The 22845-nt window shown below is 69.4% G+C and carries 22 protein-coding genes and 1 tRNA gene; 17 read left to right on the top strand and 6 right to left on the bottom strand.

All coding sequences use genetic code 11. From position 1 onward, the window contains the following. Positions 1 to 100: 100 nt before the first annotated feature. Positions 101 to 307, bottom strand: coding sequence for a hypothetical protein (locus A33M_RS14020; RefSeq protein WP_008388218.1), 207 nt, complete (start codon positions 305 to 307; stop codon positions 101 to 103). A 527-nt stretch (positions 308 to 834) separates the two neighbouring features. Here A33M_RS14020 and A33M_RS14025 point away from each other — a divergent pair. Beyond that, positions 835 to 926 (top strand) — tRNA-Ser (locus A33M_RS14025). Positions 927 to 1072: 146 nt separating this feature from the next. After that, on the top strand, positions 1073 to 1432 hold the full coding sequence (locus A33M_RS24445) for a hypothetical protein (protein WP_040620671.1): 360 nt from the start codon (positions 1073 to 1075) through the stop codon (positions 1430 to 1432). A 54-nt stretch (positions 1433 to 1486) separates the two neighbouring features. On the opposite strand, the gene A33M_RS24450 is transcribed toward A33M_RS24445, so the two are convergent. Then, positions 1487 to 1780 carry a hypothetical protein gene (locus A33M_RS24450; protein WP_192814121.1) on the bottom strand — a complete coding sequence of 98 codons (294 nt, stop codon included), beginning with the start codon at positions 1778 to 1780 and terminating at the stop codon, positions 1487 to 1489. Between the two features lie 122 nt (positions 1781 to 1902). Between A33M_RS24450 and A33M_RS25315 the strand changes: the two genes are divergently transcribed. The 9 genes from A33M_RS25315 to cysC all read left to right on the top strand — a co-directional run bounded on the left by A33M_RS25315 (position 1903) and on the right by cysC (position 10043). After that, positions 1903 to 2262: a hypothetical protein gene (locus A33M_RS25315; RefSeq protein ID WP_443213190.1), complete on the top strand. Its 360-nt coding sequence runs from the start codon at positions 1903 to 1905 to the stop codon at positions 2260 to 2262. 126 nt (positions 2263 to 2388) lie between these two features. Further along, on the top strand, positions 2389 to 2649 hold the full coding sequence (locus A33M_RS24990) for a Sulfate and thiosulfate import ATP-binding protein CysA (RefSeq protein WP_008388223.1): 261 nt from the start codon (positions 2389 to 2391) through the stop codon (positions 2647 to 2649). Positions 2650 to 2670: 21 nt separating this feature from the next. Then, a complete protein-coding gene (cysG, locus tag A33M_RS14040; RefSeq protein ID WP_008388225.1) occupies positions 2671 to 4098 on the top strand; it encodes a siroheme synthase CysG in 1428 nt (475 codons plus the stop codon). A 10-nt stretch (positions 4099 to 4108) separates the two neighbouring features. Further along, entirely contained in the window at positions 4109 to 4429 is a 321-nt protein-coding gene (locus A33M_RS14045; RefSeq protein ID WP_008388227.1) for a DUF2849 domain-containing protein, read from the top strand. Positions 4430 to 4450: 21 nt separating this feature from the next. After that, positions 4451 to 6112, top strand: coding sequence for a nitrite/sulfite reductase (locus A33M_RS14050; RefSeq protein WP_008388229.1), 1662 nt, complete (start codon positions 4451 to 4453; stop codon positions 6110 to 6112). Next, entirely contained in the window at positions 6096 to 6818 is a 723-nt protein-coding gene (locus A33M_RS14055; RefSeq protein WP_008388232.1) for a phosphoadenylyl-sulfate reductase, read from the top strand. Before A33M_RS14050 ends, A33M_RS14055 begins: the two co-directional genes overlap by 17 nt. 1 nt (position 6819) lies before the next feature. Then, positions 6820 to 7338, top strand: coding sequence for a DUF934 domain-containing protein (locus A33M_RS14060; protein WP_008388234.1), 519 nt, complete (start codon positions 6820 to 6822; stop codon positions 7336 to 7338). Between the two features lie 9 nt (positions 7339 to 7347). Then, positions 7348 to 8316, top strand: a complete 969-nt coding sequence (cysD, locus tag A33M_RS14065) for a sulfate adenylyltransferase subunit CysD (RefSeq protein WP_008388237.1) — start codon at positions 7348 to 7350, stop codon at positions 8314 to 8316. Between the two features lie 35 nt (positions 8317 to 8351). Continuing rightward, on the top strand, positions 8352 to 10043 hold the full coding sequence (cysC, locus tag A33M_RS14070; RefSeq protein ID WP_157223482.1) for an adenylyl-sulfate kinase: 1692 nt from the start codon (positions 8352 to 8354) through the stop codon (positions 10041 to 10043). 496 nt (positions 10044 to 10539) lie between these two features. Here the strand turns inward: cysC and A33M_RS25390 are convergent, their stop codons facing one another. From A33M_RS25390 to A33M_RS14090, 4 genes are all read right to left on the bottom strand, one after another. Next, on the bottom strand, positions 10540 to 10977 hold the full coding sequence (locus A33M_RS25390) for a hypothetical protein (protein ID WP_083850470.1): 438 nt from the start codon (positions 10975 to 10977) through the stop codon (positions 10540 to 10542). Positions 10978 to 11093: 116 nt separating this feature from the next. Next, entirely contained in the window at positions 11094 to 11534 is a 441-nt protein-coding gene (locus tag A33M_RS14080; RefSeq protein ID WP_008388244.1) for a hypothetical protein, read from the bottom strand. A 239-nt stretch (positions 11535 to 11773) separates the two neighbouring features. Continuing rightward, positions 11774 to 13138 (bottom strand): ATP-binding protein, encoded by a 1365-nt coding sequence (locus tag A33M_RS14085; protein WP_202801897.1) that lies wholly within the window; start codon positions 13136 to 13138, stop codon positions 11774 to 11776. Further along, positions 13128 to 13868 carry a response regulator gene (locus A33M_RS14090; RefSeq protein ID WP_008388248.1) on the bottom strand — a complete coding sequence of 247 codons (741 nt, stop codon included), beginning with the start codon at positions 13866 to 13868 and terminating at the stop codon, positions 13128 to 13130. The genes A33M_RS14085 and A33M_RS14090 overlap by 11 nt, the downstream gene beginning before the upstream one ends. A 167-nt stretch (positions 13869 to 14035) precedes the next feature. Here A33M_RS14090 and A33M_RS14095 point away from each other — a divergent pair, with 167 nt between their 5' ends. The 6 genes from A33M_RS14095 to A33M_RS14125 all read left to right on the top strand — a co-directional run bounded on the left by A33M_RS14095 (position 14036) and on the right by A33M_RS14125 (position 22838). Continuing rightward, a complete protein-coding gene (locus A33M_RS14095) occupies positions 14036 to 14350 on the top strand; it encodes a DUF2933 domain-containing protein (protein WP_202801898.1) in 315 nt (104 codons plus the stop codon). Continuing rightward, complete coding sequence (locus A33M_RS14100) at positions 14337 to 14969, top strand: DsbE family thiol:disulfide interchange protein (protein ID WP_008388253.1); 633 nt, start codon at positions 14337 to 14339, stop codon at positions 14967 to 14969. The genes A33M_RS14095 and A33M_RS14100 overlap by 14 nt, the downstream gene beginning before the upstream one ends. A 133-nt stretch (positions 14970 to 15102) precedes the next feature. Beyond that, complete coding sequence (locus A33M_RS14110; RefSeq protein WP_083850471.1) at positions 15103 to 17508, top strand: heavy metal translocating P-type ATPase; 2406 nt, start codon at positions 15103 to 15105, stop codon at positions 17506 to 17508. A gap of 248 nt (positions 17509 to 17756) precedes the next feature. Continuing rightward, the gene (locus A33M_RS14115; RefSeq protein WP_008388259.1) at positions 17757 to 18167 is read left to right on the top strand and encodes a FixH family protein; all 411 of its coding nucleotides are present in this window, start codon (positions 17757 to 17759) and stop codon (positions 18165 to 18167) included. 70 nt (positions 18168 to 18237) lie between these two features. Then, a complete protein-coding gene (locus tag A33M_RS14120) occupies positions 18238 to 19671 on the top strand; it encodes an efflux RND transporter periplasmic adaptor subunit (RefSeq protein WP_008388261.1) in 1434 nt (477 codons plus the stop codon). Continuing rightward, on the top strand, positions 19668 to 22838 hold the full coding sequence (locus A33M_RS14125; protein ID WP_008388264.1) for an efflux RND transporter permease subunit: 3171 nt from the start codon (positions 19668 to 19670) through the stop codon (positions 22836 to 22838). The genes A33M_RS14120 and A33M_RS14125 overlap by 4 nt, the downstream gene beginning before the upstream one ends. Positions 22839 to 22845: the final 7 nt, after the last annotated feature.

A 22845-nucleotide genomic window follows, 5' to 3' on the forward strand; every position in this document is an offset into this window, starting at 1 on the left:
TCACAACCGATTCCCGAGACTCAACAACTTCTCGGATCGGCTCTTAGGGTGGAAGACGTTCGGTGACCCGAGCCGGGCCCGCGACCCGCGCGACCGGCGTTCAGCGGCTCATCGCTTCGAGAAACAGGACGGTGCCGCGCAGTCGGCCGATCGCCGCGCGGGAGCGGGCGTCCTCGTTCTCCGCCCCATTGCTGCCGGTGTCCTCGCGGCGTGGGCCGGCCGCGGGGCCCGGGCCGCCCGGCGGCAGCCGATCCCCGCGCGGGCGGGGCGGCGGATATCCGGGCTCGGCATCGTGCAGGATTCGCATCTTCGTCCTCCGGGGACACGACCTTCGTCGGTCGACGATCGGGCACCATTGTGTCCACCGAGGATTGAGGAAACGAAAACGGCTATGAATGCGGGTGGTACGATTCGGCTCTTCCCGTGCCGTTCGCTGCCGCGGCGGGAGGTCGATCGGCTTCCGCTCGCCTCCTGCTGTTCGCGGGCTCGTCCCTGGCTCGTCCCTGGCTCGGTCTCGGGCTCGTCCCTGGCTCGACTTCCCCGTCCCGGCGTGGTCGTCTCCGAGGTCGCCGGTCGCGTCCCGAGCGATGTCGTTGGCGGCAGGTCGCCGCGCCTCGCCGATCGTCGGCAGCGCGCGGCCGTCCTCACTGCGCCATCCGCCGAGCCCGCCCCGAAAACGCTGTCGCCGGCAACCGCCTCACGGCGGCGACGCCGGCGTCGCGTCGCGGCCGCACGTGGCGGCCGCTTCGGCCGTCGTGCCGGCGGCGGACGCGCCGGGGGGAAAAAATCATCGGCTTGCATCGCGACGGCCGATCGCCCATTCATCTGTCCGCCGGACGGGTGGCCGAGTGGTTGAAGGCAGCGGTCTTGAAAACCGCCAGGGGGCGCGAGCTCCCTCGTGGGTTCGAATCCCACCCCGTCCGCCAGCCCGCGCCGAAGCCTATATCGGCGCGCATCGGGCCGGGTGGCGCAACGCCAAGCAGGACGCGCGGTGGGAGGCGACGCTCGCGACCTACGCCGAGCCTACCATCGGTGAGCTGTCGGTCCAGGCGACCGATACGGCGCTGTGGTGATGAAGGTGACGGAGCAGAAGGTTCACCACGGTCGCGCCAGGCGCGACGTCCCCCTACGGACCGCCAAGCCGGAAACAGCGGGTCGATTGTGGGGGCGCATCGAATCCATTCTCGATCGGGCGACGGAGCGGGGCTATTGCGACGGCGAGAACCCGGCGCTGGCGCTGCCACCTCGACAGGCTCCTGCCGGCCGCGACAAGGTCCGCAAGGTCGAGCATCACGCGGCGCTTCCCTGCGGGGATCTCCCCGACTTCATGACGAGGCTCCGCGACCAGGAGGGCGTCGCGCGCGCCTCGGAGTTCGCGATCCTGACCGCCGCTCGAACCGGCAGGTCATCGGCGCGCGCTGAAGCGAAATAGGCCTGTCCGGAAAGCTCTGACCGTGCCGGCCGGCCGCATGAAGGCTGGCAAGGATCACCGGGTCCCGCCGAGTCCGCGCACGATCACGATCCTCGCCGACATGAAGCCGCTGATCGATCTCGACGGCCAAACCGGATGATCCGACGCATTCGTTTTCCCGGGAATCAAACGCGGGCACCCGTTGAGCGACATTTCGTTCCTGATGCTGCTGCGCCAGATGAAGCGCGATGATCTGATCGCGCAGGCTTCCGCTCCACGGTCCGCGACTGGGCCGCCGAATGCACGAACTTTCCAGGCGAGGTCGCCGAGACGGCGCTGGCGCACGCGATCAGCAGCAAGGTAGAACAAGCCTATCGGCGTGGCGACCAGACCGAGGTCCTGCTACCGACCGGCACCAAGATCGCCTTCGCGGTGGCGTCTGCTTCAACGATCACCACCGCATCTGGAACGCACTCGACCGCCTCCTTGCCATGCACCCCAACATGGTGCTGCTCCACGGTGGCACGCCGCCTGGCGCCGAGAAGTTCGCCGCCGGATGGACGACAGCCGAGCCGGAACCGCTGCCTGTCCGGGTCGCGGCTCACCGTCAGTTCGGAGTGCGCATGTCCGCGGCGCGACCCCGTTGCCCGACGGAGAGGACCTTTTCCCGATCGACCGGGTTCACCCCGCTCGTTTTCTCGTGGGCCGGCCCAAACGACGTGAACGAACTCTTTTCCCGAGCCGTATTGACCGCGACGCGGGGGAAGGTCGAATGGACGCGTCCGTTGCACTGCGATGCATCGGCACCGCGGGATTTGATGGAGCAGCTTGCGCCGCGTCACCGACGCTAAAGAGCCACGAAGCGTCTTCGTGGGCTTCGGAACGAAGGAGACCGCTCGATGACGTTTCATTCTTGGTCGGTCGCCCGGCCGGGACCTCACGCGGCGCTTCGACCTTGCAAGCGGCTCGACGCACAGGTGCGTTGCGATCTTCGCCGCCGGCTGCGCGAGCTGCACGACAAGACCGGGCACACGACGCTGTCCGTCACCCACGATCAGGACGAGGCGCTGGAACTCGCCGACCGGGCGGCGATCCTCGATCGCGGCCGCATCGAGCAAATCGGCACGCCCGTCGCCGGCTTCATCGGCGAGGCGGTCCGGCTGCCGGCCGGCCCGGTGCGGTGTCGCGGCGACCTCGTGCGGGTCGCGTTCCAGACCGTCCGGGCCTTTCCCGCCTGACATCGATCCGAGGAGGCCACCGTGCCGCGCTTTCGTTATTTTCCCGTCTCGTTCGATGTCGCGGCCAAGACCGTGCTGGTGGTCGGCGATGGCGAGGCCGCGTTGCAGAAGCTGCGGCTTCTCGCGCGCACGCAAGCCCGGCTCGTGCTGTGCGCGACCGCGCCGACGCCAACGCTCCTCGCCTTCGTGACGGAGCAGGGAATTCGACACGCCGCGAGCGAGCCGACCGCCGATCTCGTTCGTGAGGCGGCGCTGTTGTTCGTGGCGACCGGCGACCCGGTCCGTGACCGATGGCTCGCCGCGCTCGCGCGCAAATTCGGCGTCCCGGTGAACGTGGTCGACCGAACGGAGCTTTGCGACTTCGCGACCCCGGCGATCGTCGATCGCGCGCCGCTGTCGATCGCGATCGCCACCGACGGCCACGCGCCGGTGCTCGCCCAGCTCGTGCGCGCAAAGATCGAGGCGTTGCTACCGCCGGCATTCGGGCGGCTCGGTGCGCTCGCCGAGAGCGTCCGCGACACCGTGCTCGACAGCTTGCCCGACAACGCCGCTCGCCGCCGGTTCTGGCGCGCGCTGTTCAATGGCCGCGCTGCCGTTGCGGCACTGGCCGGCGAGGTCGAGCGGGCCCGCGTGATCGCGCTGAAGAGCTTGTCGGACGCGCAAACGTCGCCGGTGCGATCCGGAAAAGTCTTTCTGGTCGGCGCCGGGCCGGGCGCCGAGGATTTGCTGACGCTGCGCGCGCATCGTGTGCTGCTCGAGGCCGACGTGATCGTGCACGACGCGCTGGTGCCCGAGGCCCTGGTGGCGATGGGCCGGCGCGACGCCACCCGCATCGCGGTCGGCAAGCGCAAGGGGAATCACACGATGCACCAGGAGGAGATCGACCTACTGCTGGTGTCGCTCGCCCGCGAGGGCCGGCAGGTGGTGCGGCTGAAGGCGGGCGACCCGATGGTGTTCGGCCGGGCCGGCGAGGAGATCGCTGCGCTGCGCGCCGCCGGCATCGATCACGAGGTGGTGCCGGGGGTCTCGGCGACGTTCGCGGCCGCCGCCGAGGCGGCGATCCCGCTCACGCTGCGCGGCGTCGCCTCGCATCTCGTGCTCGCGACCGGCCACGCGGCCGGCGGCGCCGAGCCGGACGGCTGGGAGGCGCTCGCCGCGAGCGGCGCGACGGTCGCGGTGCATATGGGCCGCAGCGTTGCGGCCAACGTTTCGGCGCGCCTGATCGCCGCCGGCCTTGCATCGAGCACCCCCGTCGCCGCGATCGAGAACGCCGGCCGCGATGGCCGCCGGCTGTTCGCCGGCACGCTCGCCGACCTGCCTGCGCTCGCCGCCCGCAGCGAGGTGGACGGCCCCGTTCTCATCCTGATCGGCCCGGCGGTCGCGCACGGCGACCTGACGAACGCCGAGCCGTTCCGGCCGTCGCAGTGCGCCGTGTCGGCCGCCGCCTGAGGAACCCGCCATGGCCAAGCGCCCGAAAATCTTCAGACCCGTCGCGGCGACCGCCAACGATCTCTCGACCGGCGCCGTGGTGTTTCGCGGGCGCGACGGCACGTGGTCGCCGGACATCGCCGCCGCCGAGATCGCCGCCACGCCCGAGGCGGCCGACACGCTGCTCGCCGCCGCGCAGGCGGATCAGGACGCCGATCGCGTGATCGAGCCGGCGCTGATCGAGATCGTGCAGGCGGGCGCGTTCGTCCGCCCGGCGGCGCTGCGCGAGATGATCCGCACCACCGGCCCGACCATCGCACTGCCGGCCGATCCGCCGCCGGCCCGCCGCTGACAGAGTCCGAGAGACGCCCCGATGTACCGCTACGACGAATTCGACCGGACCTTCGTGCTCGAACGCATCGCGGAGTTCCGCGATCAGGTGCAACGGCGCCTCTCGGGCGAGCTGACGGAAGATCAGTTCAAGCCGCTGCGGCTGATGAACGGGGTGTACCTTCAGCTTCACGCCTACATGCTGCGGATCGCGATTCCCTACGGCACGCTGTCGTCGGCCCAGCTCCGCGTTCTGGCGCAGATCGCACGTGATCACGATCGCGGCTACGGCCACTTCACCACACGGCAGAACCTGCAGTTCAACTGGATTGCGCTGAAGGACGTGCCGGAGATTCTGGAAAAGCTCGCGAGCGTGGAGATGCACGCGATCCAGACCTCGGGCAACTGCATCCGCAACGTCACCGCCGATCATTTCGCCGGCGCCGCCGCCGACGAGATCGCCGATCCGCGGCCCTATGCGGAAATGCTGCGGCAGTGGTCGTCGCTGCATCCCGAGTTCACCTTCCTGCCGCGCAAGTTCAAGGTCGCCGTCACCGGTGCACCGCACGATCGTGCCGCCATCAAGGTGCACGACATCGGCCTGCAGCTCACACGTGACGATGAAGGCCGGCTCGGCTTCGTCGTTCATGTCGGCGGCGGCCAGGGCCGCACCCCGATGATCGCCGAGACGATCCGCGATTTCCTCCCCGAAGAGGATCTGCTCGCCTATTGCGAGGCGATCCTGCGCGTCTACAATCTCGACGGCCGGCGCGACAACAAGTACAAGGCACGCATCAAGATCCTGGTGCACGAGACCGGTGCGGCGGAGTTCGCTGCCGCCGTGGAGGCCGAGTTCGCGGCGCTGAAGGGCGAGACCGCGCCGCTGCCGCCGGACGAGGTCGCCCGCATCGCCGCCTATTTCGCGCCGCCCGCCTTTGCCGCAATGCCGGCGCGTTCGGAAGCGTTCGACCGCGCGTTGCACGACGATCCGGCATTTGCGCGGTTCGCCGCCCGCAACGTGCATCCGCACAAGGTGCCGGGCCACGCGATCGTCACGGTATCGCTGAAGCCGGTCGGCACGCCGCCGGGTGACGCCACCGCGGCGCAGATGGAGGCGGTCGCCGACATCGCGGAGCGCTATTCGTTCGGCGAGATCCGTGTCAGTCACGAGCAGAACCTGGTGCTGCCGCACGTGCGGCGCGACGACCTTCCGGCGGTGTTCGCCGCGCTCTCGCAGGCCGAGCTCGCGACGCCGAACGCCGGGCTCGTCACCGACATCATCTCGTGCCCGGGGCTCGACTACTGCGCGCTCGCGACCGCCCGCTCGATCCCGGTGGCCGAGCGGCTCACGGAGCGTTTCGCCGACCTCGACCGTCAGCACGCGATCGGCGACCTGAAGATAAAGATCTCCGGCTGCATCAATGCCTGCGGCCATCATCACGTCGGTCATATCGGCATTCTCGGGCTCGAGCGGAATGGCGAGGAGTTTTATCAGATCACCCTCGGCGGCTCCGGCGACGAGAGCTGCGCGATCGGCGAGATCGTCGGAAAGGGGTTTTCCTCCGCCGAGATCGTCGACGCGGTGGAAACCGTGATCGACACCTATCTCGGCCTGCGCAACGCGCCGCAGGAGACGTTCCTCACCGCCTATCGTCGTGTCGGCGAGGCGCCGTTCCGGGAGGCGCTCTATGCTGCCGCGCAGTGATCTCGAGGATTTGGCGGCGACGCTCGCGGCCGAGTGGGTGAACCTCTCCCCCGACGAGATCGTGCGAAGAAGCCTCGCGCGGTTCGCCGGCCGCATCGCGGTCGTCTCGTCGTTCGGCGCGGATTCCGCGGCGCTGCTGCACATGGTGGCCGAGATCGACCGGGCGACGCCGGCGATCCTGATCGACACGCTGCGCCTGTTTCCGGAGACGCACGCTTACCGCGACGCGCTGGTGGCGCGGCTCGGGCTCGGCGATGTCCGCACCGTCCGCCCGGCATTTCCCGACGTGAGACGGACCGACCCCGACCTCAGCCTCGCCGAGCGCGATCCCGATGCATGCTGCACTATCCGCAAGGTCGCGCCGTTCACGGCCGCGATCGCGCCGTTCGCCGCGTGGATCACCGGACGGCGTCGTGATCAGGCGACGACGCGCGCCGCTCTGCCGGCTGCCGAGTGGGACGGCACCCACGTGAAGATCAATCCGCTCGCCGGCTGGACGGCCGACCGCGCTGACGCCTATCGCCGCCTGCACGAGCTGCCGGAGCACCCGCTCGCGGCCGAGGGCTTTCCGTCGATCGGCTGCGTTCCCTGCACCTCGCGCGTCGCCGCCGGTGAAGATTTTCGCGCCGGACGCTGGCGGGGATTCGAGAAAACCGAGTGCGGCCTACACGGCCGCCGGACCGTCGCCGCCACGGAGGATCGCTGAGATGCCATTGTATCGAGACGGTGGCTTCGTCGAGGACGACTGGCTCTTCCCGCCCGACGACGCGCCCTTGCCGGCGAGCGGAAAGGTCGCGGTGTCGAAGGCGCGCTTCTCGGCGGAACGCGACACGCTGCTCGCTCGCAGCGAGGCGATCGGTGTCGTGCTCGAGGCGGGCGACCGGCTCGACGACATCGCCGCAGATCTTTCGCGGCTGGCGTTGATCGCCATCCGCTTCCCGAAGTTCGGCGACGGACGCCCCTATTCGCTCGCCCGGCTGCTGCGCGATCGTCACGGATTTCGCAGCGAGCTGCGGGCGACTGGCGACGTGCTGCGTGATCAGATCGTGCCGATGCTGCGCGCCGGCTTCGATGCGCTCGAGCCGAGCCATCCCGGCACGATCGCAGCCTTGCATGAAAAGCGCATCGTCGCGGTGAGCCACCACTATCAGCCCGCCGCTGCCGGCGTTTCCGAAAAGGCGCCCGACCGCCACCCCTGGCGCCGGATCTCCGTCGCATTGCCCTGAGAGTTCGTCATGCTCGTCGCCGAGTCCGTTGCTCCGCCGCCTCCACCCGCCCCGTCGCCCGCCGCCCTCGAAAATCGCTCGCGCCTGTCGCCGCATCTGCGCCGGCTGGAGGCGGAGGCGATCTTCATCATGCGCGAGGTCGCGGCAGAATTCCGCAACCCGGTGATGCTCTATTCGGTCGGCAAGGATTCCAGCGTGATGCTGCACATCGCGCGCAAGGCGTTCTTTCCCGGACGCCCGCCGTTCCCGTGCCTGCACATCGCGACCGGCTGGGATTTTGGCGAGGTGCTCGCGCATCGCGACCGCATGGCCGCGGCCTACGGGCTCGAGCTTTTGGTGCACACCAATGCCGAAGCGGCGGCCGCCGGCGTGAACCCGTTCGACACCGAGACAGGCGAGTACACCCGCGTGATGCTGACCGAGACGCTCAAGAGCGCGCTCGATGCGCACGGCTTCGACGCCGCCTTCGGCGGCGCGCGGCGCGACGAGGAGAAGGCGCGCGCCAAGGAGCGCATCTTCTCGCACCGGCGCGGCCATGTGTGGGATCCCCGCAATCAGCGGCCGGAGCTGTGGCGGCTGTTCAACACACGCCTCTCGCCCGGCGACTCGATGCGGGTGTTTCCGCTGTCGGATTGGACCGAGCTCGACGTATGGGACTACATCCGCGCCGAAAACATCCCGATCGTCCCGCTCTATCTGGCGGCGGAGCGCGACGTGCTGGTGCGCGACGAGACGCTGCTGGTGGTCGACGACGAGCGCATGCGGTTTCGTCCGGGCGAGCGGGTGGAGCGGCGCACGGTGAGGTTCAGGACGCTCGGCTGCTGGCCGCTCACCGGTGCGGTGGACTCGCAGGCGAACGACCTCGACGGCATCGTTTCCGAGATCGTCGCTTCGCGCGTCTCGGAGCGCAACGGCCGCCTGGTCGACGCCGCCGTCCACGCCTCGATGGAAGCCAAGAAGCGCGAGGGGTATTTCTGATGCCGACCGCCTCCCTTCGCTCCGCAGCCGCCAATATGTCGGTCGTTCCTCGGGTCGCGAACGACTCCGACCCCGACATCTCGCACGTGCGCGACCGCGGCGCGCTGCGCCTGATCGCCTGCGGCTCGGTCGACGACGGAAAATCGACCCTGATCGGCCGGCTGCTGCACGAGGCGCAGGGCGTGCTCGACGACCAGCTCGCCGCGATCACGCGCGAGAGCCGCCGGTTCGGCACCACCGGCGAGGACGTCGATTTCGCGCTGCTGCTCGACGGGCTCGAGGCCGAGCGCCAACAGGGCATCACGATCGACGTCGCCTACCGGTTCTTCTCGACCGCACGGCGCGCCTTCGTGGTCGCCGATACGCCGGGGCACGCGCAATACACCCGCAACATGGCGACCGGCGCCTCGACCTCCGAGCTCGCGATCTTGCTGGTCGACGCCCGCAAGGGCCTGCTCGAGCAGACCCGCCGGCATGCCGCGATCGTCGCGCTGCTCGGCATTCGCGACGTCGTGCTGGCGGTCAACAAGATGGATCTGGTCGGCTGGTCGCCCGAGCGGTTCGGCGAGGTGACGGCGGCGTTCCGCGCCTTCGCGGGACCGCTGGCGTTCCGCTCCGTGATCGCGATCCCGCTGTCGGCGCGGTTCGGCGACAACGTCGCCGCGGCGAGCCCGAGCACGCCCTGGTACGGCGGGCCGACGCTGCTCGACCACCTCGAGACGGTCGCGGACGAGATCGACATCGGGCGCGGCGAGGTGCTGGCGCCGCCGCGGGCGCGGCCGACCGTGACGCGCCGCTTCGCCGCCGACCTCGTGTGGATGACCGACCACGACGGTCTGGCCGGTGGGCGTTTCCTGCTCAAGACCGGCACGACGACGGTGCCCGCCGTGATCACGACGATCGCCGACCGGCTCGATCTCGGCACGCTCGGACGCGTTCCGGCCGATCGGCTCGGCCTCAACGCGATCGGCCGGGTACATGTCGAAACCGCCGTGCCGGTCGCGATCGACTCCTATGCCGAAAACCGCTCGACCGGCGCTTTCATCCTGATCGACCGGACGACGCATGCGACCGCGGCGGCCGGCCTCGTGATCGCCTGGCTCGACGCGGCGCGCGACGTGCACGCCGAAGCCAGCGCAGTCGCGCCCGCCACCCGGGCCTTCGTGAAATCGCAGGAGCCTCTCGTGGTGTGGCTCACCGGGCTGCCGGGCGCCGGCAAGTCGACCATCGCCAATCTCGTGGAGCAGCGGCTCGTCAAGCTCGGCCACCATACCATGCTGCTCGACGGCGACAATGTGCGCCAGGGCCTCAATGCCGACCTCGGCTTCGACGTCGCCTCGCGCGCCGAGAACGTGCGCCGGGTCGCCGAGGTGGCGCGCCTGATGACCGAGGCGGGGCTGATCGTGCTGGTCGCGCTGGTGTCGCCGCTCCGAGCCGATCGCGAGCGTGCCGCGGGCCTGTTTCCGCCGGAGCGGTTCATGGAGGTGCTGGTCGAGGCGAGCCCGGCGACCTGCCGGACACGGGATCCCAAGGGTCTCTATGCGAAGGCCGAAGCCGGGCGGATCGCGAACTTCACCGGCCGCGACCAGCCCTACGAGCCGCCGCTCGCGCCCGCGCTGGTGCTCCCCACCGACGAGATCGGCCCGGAGATCGCCGCCGAGCGCCTGATCCAGGCGATCCTCGGACGCATCCGCCAGCCGACCGCGAGCGACGACGCCTCGATCTGATCCGGCGTGCGTGTCGCGCCCGCGCTTCGGCGAGAGCTCGGGCCAGATCGACGATGATGTCGTCTTCGTGCGCGATGCCGATCGGCAGGTACGGTCGGTTGAAGGCGACCTACAGCGTCGCCGAAACCGTCGATCTGCTCAGCGTCGGCCGCACCTCCGTCTCCGCGACGACCGAGCGTGGCGACCTCACTCCGATCGAGTTCGGCAGGAAGACCCTGATTAGCGCAGCGACGCTGGACGACGCGGAGCCCGAGGTCTCGGCCTCCGAATTGCGGGTACGTTTGTGGGTATCGCTCCAAGCGATCGGCGATCCCATTCGAATTGTCCAAAAAAAGGAATGCCAACCACCCCGTCCGCCGATTGCCTTCGCACACACGAGCATCGGGGTCGGTTCGGCGCCGGTCGTCTCCGGTGCCTCGCTCGTACGAGAAAAAGAGCCGCGCCGGGCCGCGCCGGCGAAAAGCCCTTTTCCTGTTCGCCGGATCGCTCCGCCCGATCACTTCGTGTCGACCGAGCCCGTTTGCATGCCGCCGCAGAAGGACCCGACCTCGTCGGCGGACAGCTTTCCGTCACCGTTCGCGTCCATCGCCTTGAACATTCGCGCGTGCACCGCCTGGAACTCGTCGCGCGCGACGGTGCCGTCGCCGTTCGCGTCCATCATCACCACCATCATCTTGGCCATTCCGGCTCCCATCATGCCGGCTCCCATCATCCCGGCTCCCATCATGCCGGCGCCCATCATGTCCGATCCCGTCGCGCCCATCATGCCGCTGCCGTGCATGCCGCCGCGGCCCATCATTCCCTGCATCGTTCCGGACATCGCGCCGCCACCCATCATGTCCGATCCGGACTTTTCCGCGGATCCCGAATTGTCGGATCCGCTCGCTTGTGCAGTCGCGCCGGGGTGATGCGATTCGTGCTCGCTCGGTGACATTCGGCTCGGCTGGGCGAGCGCGGCGGAGACGCCGAGGACCGAGACGATCGCCAGCGCGGAGACGATGATCGGCTTTTTCACGGGGTGCTTTCCTTCTATTCCGGACGTCGACGTGATCACGACAGCGTTCCGACGAGCCAGCTCGTCTCGAGCGTTTCGATCGTCATCGTGGCGCCGGGCGCGAGGCAGGGGTTCACCATCATGCTGTGATTGTCGATCACGGTGATCGTCTCGCCGTTCGCGAGCCGGATCTGGTTGTGGCAGTGATTGATCATCTGGGCGTCGGGCTCGCATTGGGTGTCGCTCAGGATCGTCCCGGTGGTCGTCTCGGCCGGGAGCCGTCCCTCGATCACCTGCAGAACGTAGCGCCCGTCGTGGCCGTTCTGCTTCCAGGAGGTCAGCTCCGCGCGGCTCGGGATCGGCGGGTTTTCCCCTGCCGTGGCGGCGGAGGGCGGATCGGCGAGCAGCGCGACCGCGCCGGCGATCGCGAGCGCGACGCCGAGGCCCGGCAACCAGCGACGAACGGCCGTCCGGTCGGTGCGAAGGAGGTTTTTCATGTCGTGTATCTCGTCGTTTCGGGTTCGATCGGATCGGAGCCGCAGGCTTTGCCTGCCGGGGGACCGAGGCTCGTCGTGCGGCGTCGGGCGACATCGCATCGTGTCGGTGCGCAGAAGACGCCGATCCTGAAACGGAGCTTTGTCGGACGCGCGGAAAAGTGTGTCGGTGTGTGACGAGCGCCGCCCGCTCACCGGGCCCACTCACCGGGTCCGCTCACCGGGTCCGCTCATTGGCCCGCTCACCGGGGCAGCCGCAAGGTGGCGCGCAGGCCGCCGCCCGGGCGATTGGCGAGCGTGATCTCGCCGCCATGGGCATAAGCGACGCTGGCGACGATGCCGAGGCCGAGCCCGACGCCGCCGGTCTCGCGGCCGCGCGAGCCCTCCAGCCGATAGAACGGACGAAAGACCTGGTCGATCCGGTCCTCCGGAATGCCCGGCCCGTCGTCGTCCACCTGGATCACGGCGCTGTCGGCCCGCGCCTCCATCGACACCCGCGCGCAATGGCCGTAGCGCACGGCGTTCTCGATCAAGTTGGTCACCGCCCGGCGCAAAGCCTGCGGCCGGCAGGAGAGCACCAGCGGCGGCGGGTCGGCGCAGACGACCGGACGGCCCGCTTCCGCGAGGTCGTCGCCGAGGCTCTGCACCAGCGCGCCGAGATCGACCCGCTGGATCGGCTCGTGCTCGGCGTCCTCGCGGGCGAAGGCGAGGGTGGAGCGGATCATCGCCTCCATCTCGTCGAGCGTCGCCATCGTCTTGCCGCGCTCCTCCTCGTCCTCGATCAGCTCGGCGCGCAGCCGCAACAGGGTGATCGGCGTGCGCAGGTCGTGCGAGATCGCCGCCAGCATCTGCGTGCGGTCCTCCACCAGCCGGCGCAGCCGCGCCTGCATCTCGTTGAAGGCGCCGGCGGCGCGCCGCACCTCCTCGGGGCCGCGCTCGTCGAGCGGCGGCGCGGCGACGTCGCGGCCGAGGCGCTCCGCCGCCTCGGCGAGCTTGCGCAGCGGGCCGGTCATCCGCCGCACGGCGACGAACGACAGCGCGAGCACCGCGCCGGCCATCACGAGGGCCGAGGCGAGTGCGCCGCCGGACGGGCCCATGCCGTGCTCGGGCAGCGAGCCGGCGACCGAGACGAAGGTGCCGTCGTCGAGCCCGACCGAGGCGCGCACATCGGCGGTGTTCGCGGGGCCGAGGCGGGCGAGCCCGGCATTCGATTGCGGATCGAACACCTGCACGGTGATCCGGCCCGCCCGGCGCGGCAGCTCTTGGGCGAGAAGCCGGCCGATCAGCGCGCCGCGCCAGTCCGCCTCGTGGCCGCGCACCAGCGGGTTCTCGGGCGCGATCGCGACCTCGAGGTCGGTGGCGCGGGCGGCCTGCACCAGCTCCGGCCGCTGTGCCGCCGGCACCGCGGCGATCATCTCCACCACCACCGCCGCGCGGTGGGCGAACTCGCGCCCGCCGGTCGCCGCCAGCAGAACGTCGCGGTCGTGCGTGTAGAGCAGCATGCTGACGGCGTGCGTCAGCGTCAGCCCGACCACCAGGAGAAGCATGGTCTGCCCGGCGATGCTGCGCGGCCAGGGCAGCCGCCTGCGGCCGCTCTCAGTGGTCATCGAAGTCGACGTCGGCGGTGAACATGTAGCCGTCGCCCCACACCGTCTTGATCAGCGTCGGGGTCGCCGGGTCGTCCTCCAGCTTGCGGCGCAGCCGGCTCACCTGGGTGTCGATGCTGCGGTCGAACGGCACCGCCGAGCGGCCGCGGGCGAGATCGAGCAGCTGGTCGCGCGACAGCACCCGCTTCGGGCGCTCCACGAAGGCGACCAGCAGCGTGAACTCGCCCTTGCTCAAGGGCAGCACCACGCCGTCCGGCCGGTGCAGGTCGTGCCGGGCGAGATCGAGCGTCCAGCCGGCGAAGCGGGCGACCGCGCGCTCCTCGCCGGCGGGCGAGGCGGCGGAGGTTGGGCCGTTGCTCTGCGTGCGCCGGAGCACCGCCTTGATGCGCGCCAACAGCTCGCGGGAGGAGAACGGTTTTGCGACATAGTCGTCGGCGCCCATCTCCAGCCCGACGATGCGATCGGTCTCCTCGCCCATCGCGGTGAGCATGATCACCGGGGTGGTGCGCCCTTCGCCCCGCAGCCGCCGGCACAGCACGAGGCCGTCCTCGCCCGGCAGCATCAGGTCGAGCACGATCAGGTCGATGCGGTGGTTCGCCAGCACCTCCCACATCTCGGTTCCGTTGGCGGCCGGCGTCACCCGCAGGCCGTGACCGACCAGGAATTTTCCGAGAAGGTCGCGGATGTCGCGGTGGTCGTCGACGATCAGGATGTGGGGCGAGGCGTCCATCGCCGGCGACTATACAGGCAGCCCCCGCGGCGAAAGCCGAAAAAAGTGTGACGGAGTGTGTCGAAGCCGGCTCCCGTCAAGAACGGTCACAACATCGCGCCGAACCGTCGAACTCGCGAGACGGTTTCTCGTCAGCCTGCCGCGGTCGGCGTCGGATCCTCGTTCGGATGCGCGCCTCTCGCCAAGAAAAGGCTCGCTCGATGTCGGACGGTATCGTTGCCCATATCAGAACAAACGTCAGGACGAAACCGCGCACCAGTGCGCTGATCGGCGTCGGCGGGCTCGCGGCGGCGGCTCTGATCATCTGGGACGCCGGACGCGGCGGCAGCCTCTATACATACATACCGCTGCTCGCGTGCCTGGCGATGCACGGCTTCATGCACGGCGGCCACGGCAAGCACGGCACGTCACCGCACGGTTCGGCGCAGGAGATTTCGGCGCAGCCGGCCGGCCCGCGGACACCCGCTCATGAGCACGACTGATCGTCCGGCGGCCGACCGGCGGACGATCGCGCGGCGGGTGCCGCCCGTGTCGCGCCGTTGGCTGCCGAAAATTCCGCTGGTGATCTTCGGCGGGCTCGCCGCGGCCTTCGCGGTCGGGCTGACGATGAATCCGGCCGTGATTCCGTCGCCGCTGATCGGCAAGCCGGTTCCCGAGTTCGTGCTGCCGCCTATTTCCGGGCGGCCGCCGGGCTTGTCGAGCGCCGATCTGCACGGCGAGGTCACGATCGTGAACGTCTTCGCGTCGTGGTGCACGGCGTGCCGCGAGGAGCATCCATACTGGATGCGTCTTTCGGCCGAAGGCACCGTCCCGGTGCACGGCCTCGACTACAAGGACGCGCCGGACAACGCGCTCGCTTGGCTGAGATCGCTCGGCGATCCGTACGAGAAGGTCGGGTCCGACCGCAACGGGCGGGTGGCGATCGATTTCGGTGTTTACGGCGTTCCCGAGACCTTCGTGATCGGTCGCGACGGCCGCGTCGCTTACAAGCACATCGGCCCGGTGAACCAGCGGGCGCTCGAGGAGACCATCCTCCCGCTCGTGCGGCGTCTGCGGCAGGAGCCGGCCGTCACGGCGCCGGTCGCGTCGGGGTCGAGATGACGAGTTGCTGGTCGGATCGCGCGACGGCGGATCGACGAGGTGTGGCGTCGATCGTTCCGCCGCCTCGATCGTTGTCCCGATCGAACACGTGGCGCGCCGCGCGTCTCGCGGCGGTCACCAGGAGGAGCCGATGATGTCGACACACGCAGAGCATCGCCACGAAGCCCATGCCGACGCGCACGCGCATCACGGGCACGATCACCACCACGGCCAAGATCACCACCATCACCATGCCGGCGAGGGCGCGCCCGCCGTGCACGACCCGGTGTGCGGCATGACGGTCGACCCGGCAAAATCCGAGCACAAGGTCGACCATCACGGCGAGACGTATTTCTTCTGCTCGGCGGGGTGTCGCGCAAAATTCGAGGCGGCGCCGGATCGCTACACGCAGCCGAAGGAGGCGGTGGCGGCGGACGAGAACGTGCCGGAAGGCACCGTCTACACCTGCCCGATGCATCCGCAGATCCGTCAGGTCGGCCCCGGCGCGTGCCCAATCTGCGGCATGGCGCTGGAGCCCGAGGTCGCCACCGCCGACCAGGGGCCGAGCGAGGAGCTGCGCGACATGACGCGCCGGTTCTGGATCGGCCTCGCGCTCGCCGCCCCGGTGTTCGTGCTGGAGATGGGCGGGCACATCTTCGCGCTCGACGATGTGATCGATCCGACCGTCTCCAACTGGATCCAGCTCGCGCTCGCGACGCCGGTGGTTCTGTGGGCCGGCTGGCCGTTCTTCGTGCGCGGCTGGAACTCGCTGGTCGCGCGCGCGCTCAACATGTTCACGCTGATCGCGCTCGGCACCGGCGTCGCCTGGACCTACAGCATCGTCGCGACGCTCGTGCCCGGCATCTTCCCGACCGGCTTCCGGGGACCAGATGGCGCGGTCGCCGTCTATTTCGAGGCCGCGGCGGTGATCACCGTGCTGGTGCTGCTCGGCCAGGTGCTCGAGCTGCGCGCCCGCGAGCAGACGTCTGGCGCCATCCGTGCGCTGCTCGATCTCGCGCCCGCCACCGCCCGCCGGATCGGGGAGCACGGCGACGAGGAGGTGTCGCTCGACGACGTGAAGGTCGGCGACCGCTTGCGGGTGCGGCCGGGCGACAAGGTGCCGCTCGACGGCGAGGTGTTGGAGGGCCGCTCCAATGTCGACGAATCGATGGTCACCGGCGAGCCGGTGCCGGTGGCCAAGGCACAGGGCGACGCGGTGATCGGCGGCACCATCAACGGGCAGGGCGGTTTCGTGATGCGCGCCGAAAAGGTCGGCCGCGACACCATGCTGTCGCAGATCGTCCAGATGGTGGCGAAGGCCCAGCGCTCGCGTGCGCCCATTCAGCGCCTCGCCGACGTCGTCGCGTCCTGGTTCGTGCCGATCGTGATCACGGCGGCGCTGGTCGCCTTCGCGGTGTGGACGAGCGTTGGCCCCGAGCCGGCGATGACGTTCGGGCTGATCGCGGCGGTGAGCGTCCTGATCATCGCCTGCCCGTGCGCGCTCGGGCTCGCGACGCCGATGTCGATCATGGTCGGGGTCGGGCGCGGCGCCCAGGCGGGCGTGCTCATCAAGAACGCCGACGCGCTGGAGCGGATGGAGAAGGTCGACCTTCTGGTGGTCGACAAGACCGGCACGCTGACGGAAGGCAAGCCGCGCGTCACCGACATCGTCACGCGTCCCGGCGTCACCGAGGAGGAGCTGCTGCGCCTCGCCGCCGCCCTCGAGCAGGCGAGCGAGCATCCGCTGGCGGCGGCGATCGTCACGGCCGCGAAGGAGCGGGGCGTGACGATCGCGGACGCCGCCGAGTTCGATGCGCCGTCCGGCAAGGGCGTCACCGGAAACGTCGGCGGCCGCGCCGTCGCGCTCGGCAACACGCGCCTGTTCGCCGATCTCGGCATCGATGCCGGGAGCCTTTCGGCCGACGCCGACCGCTTGCGCGAGAGCGGGGCGACCGCGATCCTGGTGGCGGTGGACCAAAAGCCCGTCGGCGTTCTGGCGATTGCCGATCCGGTCAAGGAGACCACGCCCGCGGCGATCGCGGCGTTGCACGAGGCGGGCATCCGCGTCGTCATGCTGACCGGCGACAACCGCACCACCGCCGAGGCGGTGGCCCGCCGCCTCGGCATCGACGAGGTGGAGGCCGAGGTTCTTCCGGAGGACAAGGGCGCGATCGTAGCGCGCTTCCAGAAGGAGGGGCGGGTGGTCGCGATGGCCGGCGACGGCGTCAACGACGCGCCGGCGCTCGCCGCCGCCGACATCGGCATCGCCATGGGCACCGGCACCGACGTCGCGATGGAAAGCGCCGGCGTGACTCTTCTGCGCGGCGATCTCATGGGAATCGTGAAAGCCCGGCGCCTCAGCAAGGCGACCATGGGCAACATCCGCCAGAATCTGTTCTTCGCCTTCGTCTACAACGCGGCGGGCGTGCCGATCGCGGCCGGCGTCCTCTATCCGGTGTTCGGGCTTCTGCTGTCGCCTGTGATCGCGGCGGCGGCGATGGCGCTGTCGTCGTTCAGCGTGGTCGCCAACGCCCTCCGCCTGCGCTGGACGTCTTTGTAGAGCCGCGCGGGCACCCGCCAGGAGGGGTCACGACCGGGCCGTCGCCGGCCGGTGGCGGAAAACGCCGCCGGTCGCGGCGGTTTCTGGTGTTTCGATACCCGCTCTCCGCGCCCCATCGACGATGCCGGCCCGGCCGCGGCCGATCCCTGTAACCGAATCCCGCAAACCGCCGAACTCCCCGGCGAGGTCCCGAACGGGATCGGCAAAGCTCCGCCGCACGGTCGGCCGCACACCAGAGGATTTTTCCGATGATCCCCGTTTTCCGCCAGGCTGCTCTTCGCTCGGCCGCGCTCGGCCTCGTGCTCGCCGTCGCCGCCACTGCCGGCGCCCGTGCCGCCGGTGCCGACTACGCCTTCGAGCCGACCGCCCCGCAGCTCGAGAAGGGCGACGACGTGGTCGTCACCCTGCGGCTGGTCCACAAGCCGACCGGAAAGCCGGTTCCGGACGCGGTGATCGTCCGCACCCGGATCGACATGGGGCCGGACGGGATGGCGAACATGGTCTCCCCGGTCGAGGCGGTGCCGTCGCAGGAGCCCGGCACCTACGCGTTCAAGACCGACCTTCCGATGGCCGGAAACTACCAGTTCCTGCTCGCCGCCAAGGTGCAGGGCGAGGCGGATACCGTGCAGAGCAGGGTGATCCTGAAGGCGACGAAGTAAGTCGCGCGGGAACGGGGAAGGCCCGCGCGGCACCGCGCCGTGCGGGCGCGCGTCGGCGGGGAGAGACATCGTGAAAAGATCGGTCGTTCGCGGCCTGGCGCTCGCCGGGCTGGTGGCGGGCAGTGCCTATGTGCTGCTGCCGTTCGCGGCGGAGCGGTTGTTGCCGGCGCTGGCGCAGACGCAGGCCGAGCCCGCGGCTGGGCCGCACGACCATGCGGCGGCCGACGACCCGGTGCTGTACTGGCGTGATCCGTCCGGCCGGCCCGCCTGGTCGGCGGTGCCGCGGAACGACGAGAGCGGCCGCGCCTATCTTCCGGTGCACGACAGCGAGGAGCCGCCGCTCGCCGGCGTTCCCGCGAAGAAGGTCGTCGATGGCTCCAGGACGATTCTCTACTACCGCAATCCGATGGGTCTGCCGGACGTGTCGCCGACGCCGAAGAAGGACCCGATGGGGATGGACTACGTCCCGGTCTACGACGGCGACGAACCGGACGACGGCGGCGCGATCAAGGTGAGCCTCGCAAAAGTCCAGCGCAGCGGCGTGCGCACCGAGCCGGCGAGCGCCCGCCTGCTGGTCCGCCCGGTGCGCGGTGTCGGAACGGTCACCTGGGACGAGCGGCGCCTCACCACGGTGACGGTGCGCTCGGAAGCCTATGTCGAGGATTTGTTCGTCGACACCACGGGCGCGTCCGTGTGCGCCGGCCAGCCGCTGTTCCGGATCTACAGCAAGGAGATCCAGCTCGCCCAGGTCGACCTCAACGTCTCCACCTCGGCCCAGGCGCGCGGGGTCGGCGGCCTCGATCCCGAAAATGTCGAGGGCGCGATGCAGCGCCTGCGCAATCTCGGCGTTCCCGAGTCGCACATCGCGGAGGTTCGCAAGAAGCGGATCAATCCGCGCACGATCGACTGGGTGTCGCCGACCGACGGGGTGGTGATCGAGAAGAAGATCGTGAACGGCCAGCGGGTGATGCCGGGCGACGAGCTGTACCGGATCGCCGATCTGCGACGCATGTGGGTGATCGCCGAGGTCTCCGAGCTCGATCTCGCCGCGATCGCGGAGGGGATGCACGCGACCGTCACCCTGCGGGCCTATCCGAACGGGCCGCTCGACGGCACCGTGACCTTCATCTATCCGGACCTGCGCCCCGAGACGCGCACCGCCCGCGTGCGCATCGAGCTCGACAACCGCGACGGCCGGCTGCGCAACGACATGTATGCCGACGTCGTGTTTCACGCGGTCGGCGAGGGCACCCCGAGCGTCTCGGTTCCCGAGAGCGCGGTGATCGACTCCGGCTCGCGCAAGGTGGTGTTCGTCTCGAAGGAAGAAGGCCGGTTCGAGCCGCGCGACGTGAGGCTCGGCCAGCGCGCGGACGGCTTCGTGGAAATTCTCGACGGCGTCGCCGACGGCGAGCCGGTGGTGACCACCGCGACCTTCCTGATCGATTCCGAGAGCAACCTGAACGCGGCGCTGAAGTCGTTCGGCGCGCCGGAGCCGAAGCCATGATCGGGGCCATCATCCGCTGGTCGGCCCGCAACACCGTCCTGGTCGGGCTCGCCACGCTGTTCGTCACGCTCGCCGGCCTCTATGCGGTGTACCGCGTGCCGCTCGACGCGATCCCCGACCTCTCCGACGTGCAGGTGATCGTCTACACCGAATATGCCGGCCAGGCGCCGCAGGTGGTGGAGGATCAGGTCACCTATCCGCTCGCCACCTCGATGTTGAGCGTGCCGAAATCGAAGACGGTGCGGGCCTTCTCGTTCTTCGGCGTGTCGTTCGTCTACGTGATCTTCGAGGATGGCACCGATCTCTACTGGGCGCGCTCGCGGGTGCTCGAATATCTCAGCGCCGCGCAGCGCCAGCTTCCCGTCGGCGTGACGCCGTCGCTCGGCCCCGACGCGACCGGGGTCGGCTGGGTCTATCAGTACGTCGTGCGCAGCACGCAGCACACGCTCGCCGAGCTGCGCAGCCTGCAGGACTTTCAGATCCGCTTCGCCGTCGCCAAGGCGGAGGGCGTGGCAGAGGCCGCCAGCGTCGGCGGCTTCGTCAAGCAGTACAGCGTGATCGTCGATCCCCGCCGGCTGCAGTCGCTCGGCATACCGCTCGACAAGGTGAAGGCGGCGATCAAGGCGAGCAATCGCGACGTCGGCGGCCGAAGCATCGAGCTGTCGGAGACCGAGTTCGCCATCCGCGGACGCGGATACATCAAGAGCCTCGACGACCTGCGCAACGTCGTGGTGAAGAGCGACAAGGGCGTGCCGGTCTTTCTGCGCGACGTCGCGCGGGTGGAGATCGCGCCCGACGAGCGGCGCGGCATCACCGAGCTGAACGGCGAGGGCGAGGCGGTGACGGGCATCGCCTTGCAGCGCTCCGAGGAGAACGCGCTCACGGTGATCGACAACGTGAAGACGCGGCTGTCCGAGATCGCCACGAGCCTGCCGTCGGGGGTGGAGATTCTCCCGGTCTACGACCGCTCCGACCTGATCCACCGGGCGATCGAGACCCTGAAGGGCACGCTGATCGAGGAGAGCATCATCGTCGCGGCGGTGTGCGTGCTCTTCCTCCTGCACGTGCGCAGCGCCTTCGTCGCCATCGTGACGCTGCCGATCGGCGTGCTGATCGCCTATCTCATGATGTATCTGCTCGGGCTCTCCTCCAACATCATGAGCCTCGGCGGCATCGCGATCGCGGTCGGCGCGATGGTCGACGCCTCGATCGTGATGATCGAGAACGCCCACAAGCATCTCGAGCGGGCGCCGCCCGGAAAGCCGCGCGCCGAGTCGCTGACCGAGGCGGCGATCGAGGTCGGGCCGGCGCTGTTCTTCAGCCTTCTGATCATCACCGTGTCGTTCCTGCCGATCTTCGCGCTGGAGTCGCAGGAAGGCCGGATGTTCAAGCCGCTCGCCTTCACGAAGACGTTCGCGATGGGCGCCGCGGCCTTTCTCTCGGTCACTCTCGTGCCGGCGCTGATGCTCCTGTTCGTGCGCGGCCGCATCATGCCGGAGCACAAGAATCCGGTGAACCGGTTCCTGATCTGGGCGTATCGTCCGTTCATCGTCGCGGCGCTCCGCTTCAAGGGCACCACCATCGTCGCGGCGCTGCTGATCCTCGCCGCCAGCGCCTGGCCGGCGATGAAGCTCGGCTCGGAGTTCATGCCGACCCTCAACGAGGGCACGCTGTTCTACATGCCGACGACCTTTCCGGGCCTGTCGGTCACCAAGGCGGCCGAGCTGTTGCAGACGCAGAACAAGATCATCAAGAGCTTCCCCGAGGTCGCGTCGGTGTGGGGCAAGGCCGGCCGCGCCTCGAGCGCGACCGACCCGGCGCCGACCGAGATGTTCGAGACGGTGATCAATCTCGAGCCGGAGTCGAAATGGCGGCCCGGCATGACGATCGACAAGCTGATCGCCGAGATGGACGGCGCGCTGCAATTCCCCGGCGTGTCGAACGCCTGGACCATGCCGATCAAGGCGCGCACCGACATGCTGTCGACCGGCATCCGCACACCGATCGGCATCAAGGTCTACGGCTCGGACCTGAAAGAGCTGGAAACCCTCGCCCGACGCATCGAGGCGGTGGTGCGCACGGTTCCGGGCACCACCAGCGCGTTTGCCGAGCGGGTGATCGGCGGATATTATCTCAACATCGATCCCGACCGCGCCCAGATCGCCCGCTATGGTCTCACCATCGACGACCTGCAGGAGATGGTCGCCTCGGCGCTCGGCGCCGCGCCGGTGACCACCACCGTGGAGGGGCGGGAGCGGTATTCGGTGAGCGTGCGATATCCGCGCGACCTGCGCAGCGATCCCGAAACCATCGCCTCGCAGCTCCTCGTGCCCGTCGCGGGTGGCGCGACGGTGCCGCTCGGGCAGATCGCCAAGGTGAGCCTCGACCGCGGCCCGTCGGCGATCCGCACCGAGAACGCCCAGCTCGTCGTTTACATCTATGTCGACATGCGCGACCGCGACATCGGCGGCTATGTCGCCGATGCCAAGCGGGCGGTCGCCGAGCAGGTGCAGTTTCCGCCCGGATACTTCGTCGGATGGAGCGGCCAGTTCGAGTACATGGAGCGCGCCTCGGCGCGGCTGAAGATCGTCGTTCCCGTCACCATCCTGATCATCTTCCTGCTGCTCTATCTCAACTTCCGCCGGATCACCGAGAGCGTGATCGTGATGCTGTCGGTTCCGTTCGCGCTGGTCGGCGGCCTGTGGATGATGTGGTGGCTCGGCTTCAACCTGTCGGTCGCGGTGGCGGTCGGCTTTATCGCGCTCGCCGGCGTCGCCGCCGAGACCGGCGTCGTGATGCTGATCTATCTCGATCACGCGCTCGAGGCGCTGCGCGCCGAGCGGCATGCCCAGGGGCGGCCGTTCACGTGCGAAAACCTCCATGCGGCGATCATGACCGGTGCGGTGGAGCGCGTGCGGCCGAAGATGATGACGGTGGCGGCGATCATGGCGGGGCTGCTGCCGATCCTGTGGAGCCACGGGACGGGGGCCGAGGTGATGCAGCGGATCGCGGTGCCGATGATCGGCGGCATGGTGTCCTCGACGGTGCTGACGCTGATCGTCATTCCGGCGATCTATGCGGTGGTGAAGAGCCGCGGGCTGTCTTCCAAAACCGCCGGCGCCGAGCCGTCCGCGGAAGAGCGCGGCGTGCCGGCGGGCGCGAGCTGACGGCGCG

The sequence above is a fragment of the Rhodovulum sp. PH10 genome, assembly GCF_000293785.1.
Lineage (GTDB): Bacteria > Pseudomonadota > Alphaproteobacteria > Rhizobiales > Xanthobacteraceae > Rhodoplanes.

Bases quoted from the DNA above. Each gene is read 5' to 3' on its own strand.
- A33M_RS14085 (WP_202801897.1), bottom strand. From the start codon at position 13,138: ATGACCACTGAGAGCGGCCGCAGGCGGCTGCCCTGGCCGCGCAGCATC.
- A33M_RS14060 (WP_008388234.1), top strand. From the start codon at position 6,820: ATGCCATTGTATCGAGACGGTGGCTTCGTCGAGGACGACTGGCTCTTC.
- A33M_RS25315 (WP_443213190.1), top strand. From the start codon at position 1,903: ATGCACCCCAACATGGTGCTGCTCCACGGTGGCACGCCGCCTGGCGCC.
- cysD (WP_008388237.1), top strand. From the start codon at position 7,348: ATGCTCGTCGCCGAGTCCGTTGCTCCGCCGCCTCCACCCGCCCCGTCG.
- A33M_RS25390 (WP_083850470.1), bottom strand. From the start codon at position 10,977: ATGTCACCGAGCGAGCACGAATCGCATCACCCCGGCGCGACTGCACAA.
- A33M_RS14055 (WP_008388232.1), top strand. From the start codon at position 6,096: ATGCTGCCGCGCAGTGATCTCGAGGATTTGGCGGCGACGCTCGCGGCC.
- A33M_RS14045 (WP_008388227.1), top strand. From the start codon at position 4,109: ATGGCCAAGCGCCCGAAAATCTTCAGACCCGTCGCGGCGACCGCCAAC.
- A33M_RS14115 (WP_008388259.1), top strand. From the start codon at position 17,757: ATGATCCCCGTTTTCCGCCAGGCTGCTCTTCGCTCGGCCGCGCTCGGC.
- A33M_RS14080 (WP_008388244.1), bottom strand. From the start codon at position 11,534: ATGAAAAACCTCCTTCGCACCGACCGGACGGCCGTTCGTCGCTGGTTG.
- A33M_RS14050 (WP_008388229.1), top strand. From the start codon at position 4,451: ATGTACCGCTACGACGAATTCGACCGGACCTTCGTGCTCGAACGCATC.
- A33M_RS14125 (WP_008388264.1), top strand. From the start codon at position 19,668: ATGATCGGGGCCATCATCCGCTGGTCGGCCCGCAACACCGTCCTGGTC.
- A33M_RS14095 (WP_202801898.1), top strand. From the start codon at position 14,036: ATGCGCGCCTCTCGCCAAGAAAAGGCTCGCTCGATGTCGGACGGTATC.
- A33M_RS24445 (WP_040620671.1), top strand. From the start codon at position 1,073: ATGAAGGTGACGGAGCAGAAGGTTCACCACGGTCGCGCCAGGCGCGAC.
- A33M_RS14100 (WP_008388253.1), top strand. From the start codon at position 14,337: ATGAGCACGACTGATCGTCCGGCGGCCGACCGGCGGACGATCGCGCGG.
- cysC (WP_157223482.1), top strand. From the start codon at position 8,352: ATGTCGGTCGTTCCTCGGGTCGCGAACGACTCCGACCCCGACATCTCG.
- A33M_RS14110 (WP_083850471.1), top strand. From the start codon at position 15,103: ATGTCGACACACGCAGAGCATCGCCACGAAGCCCATGCCGACGCGCAC.
- A33M_RS14090 (WP_008388248.1), bottom strand. From the start codon at position 13,868: ATGGACGCCTCGCCCCACATCCTGATCGTCGACGACCACCGCGACATC.
- A33M_RS14020 (WP_008388218.1), bottom strand. From the start codon at position 307: ATGCGAATCCTGCACGATGCCGAGCCCGGATATCCGCCGCCCCGCCCG.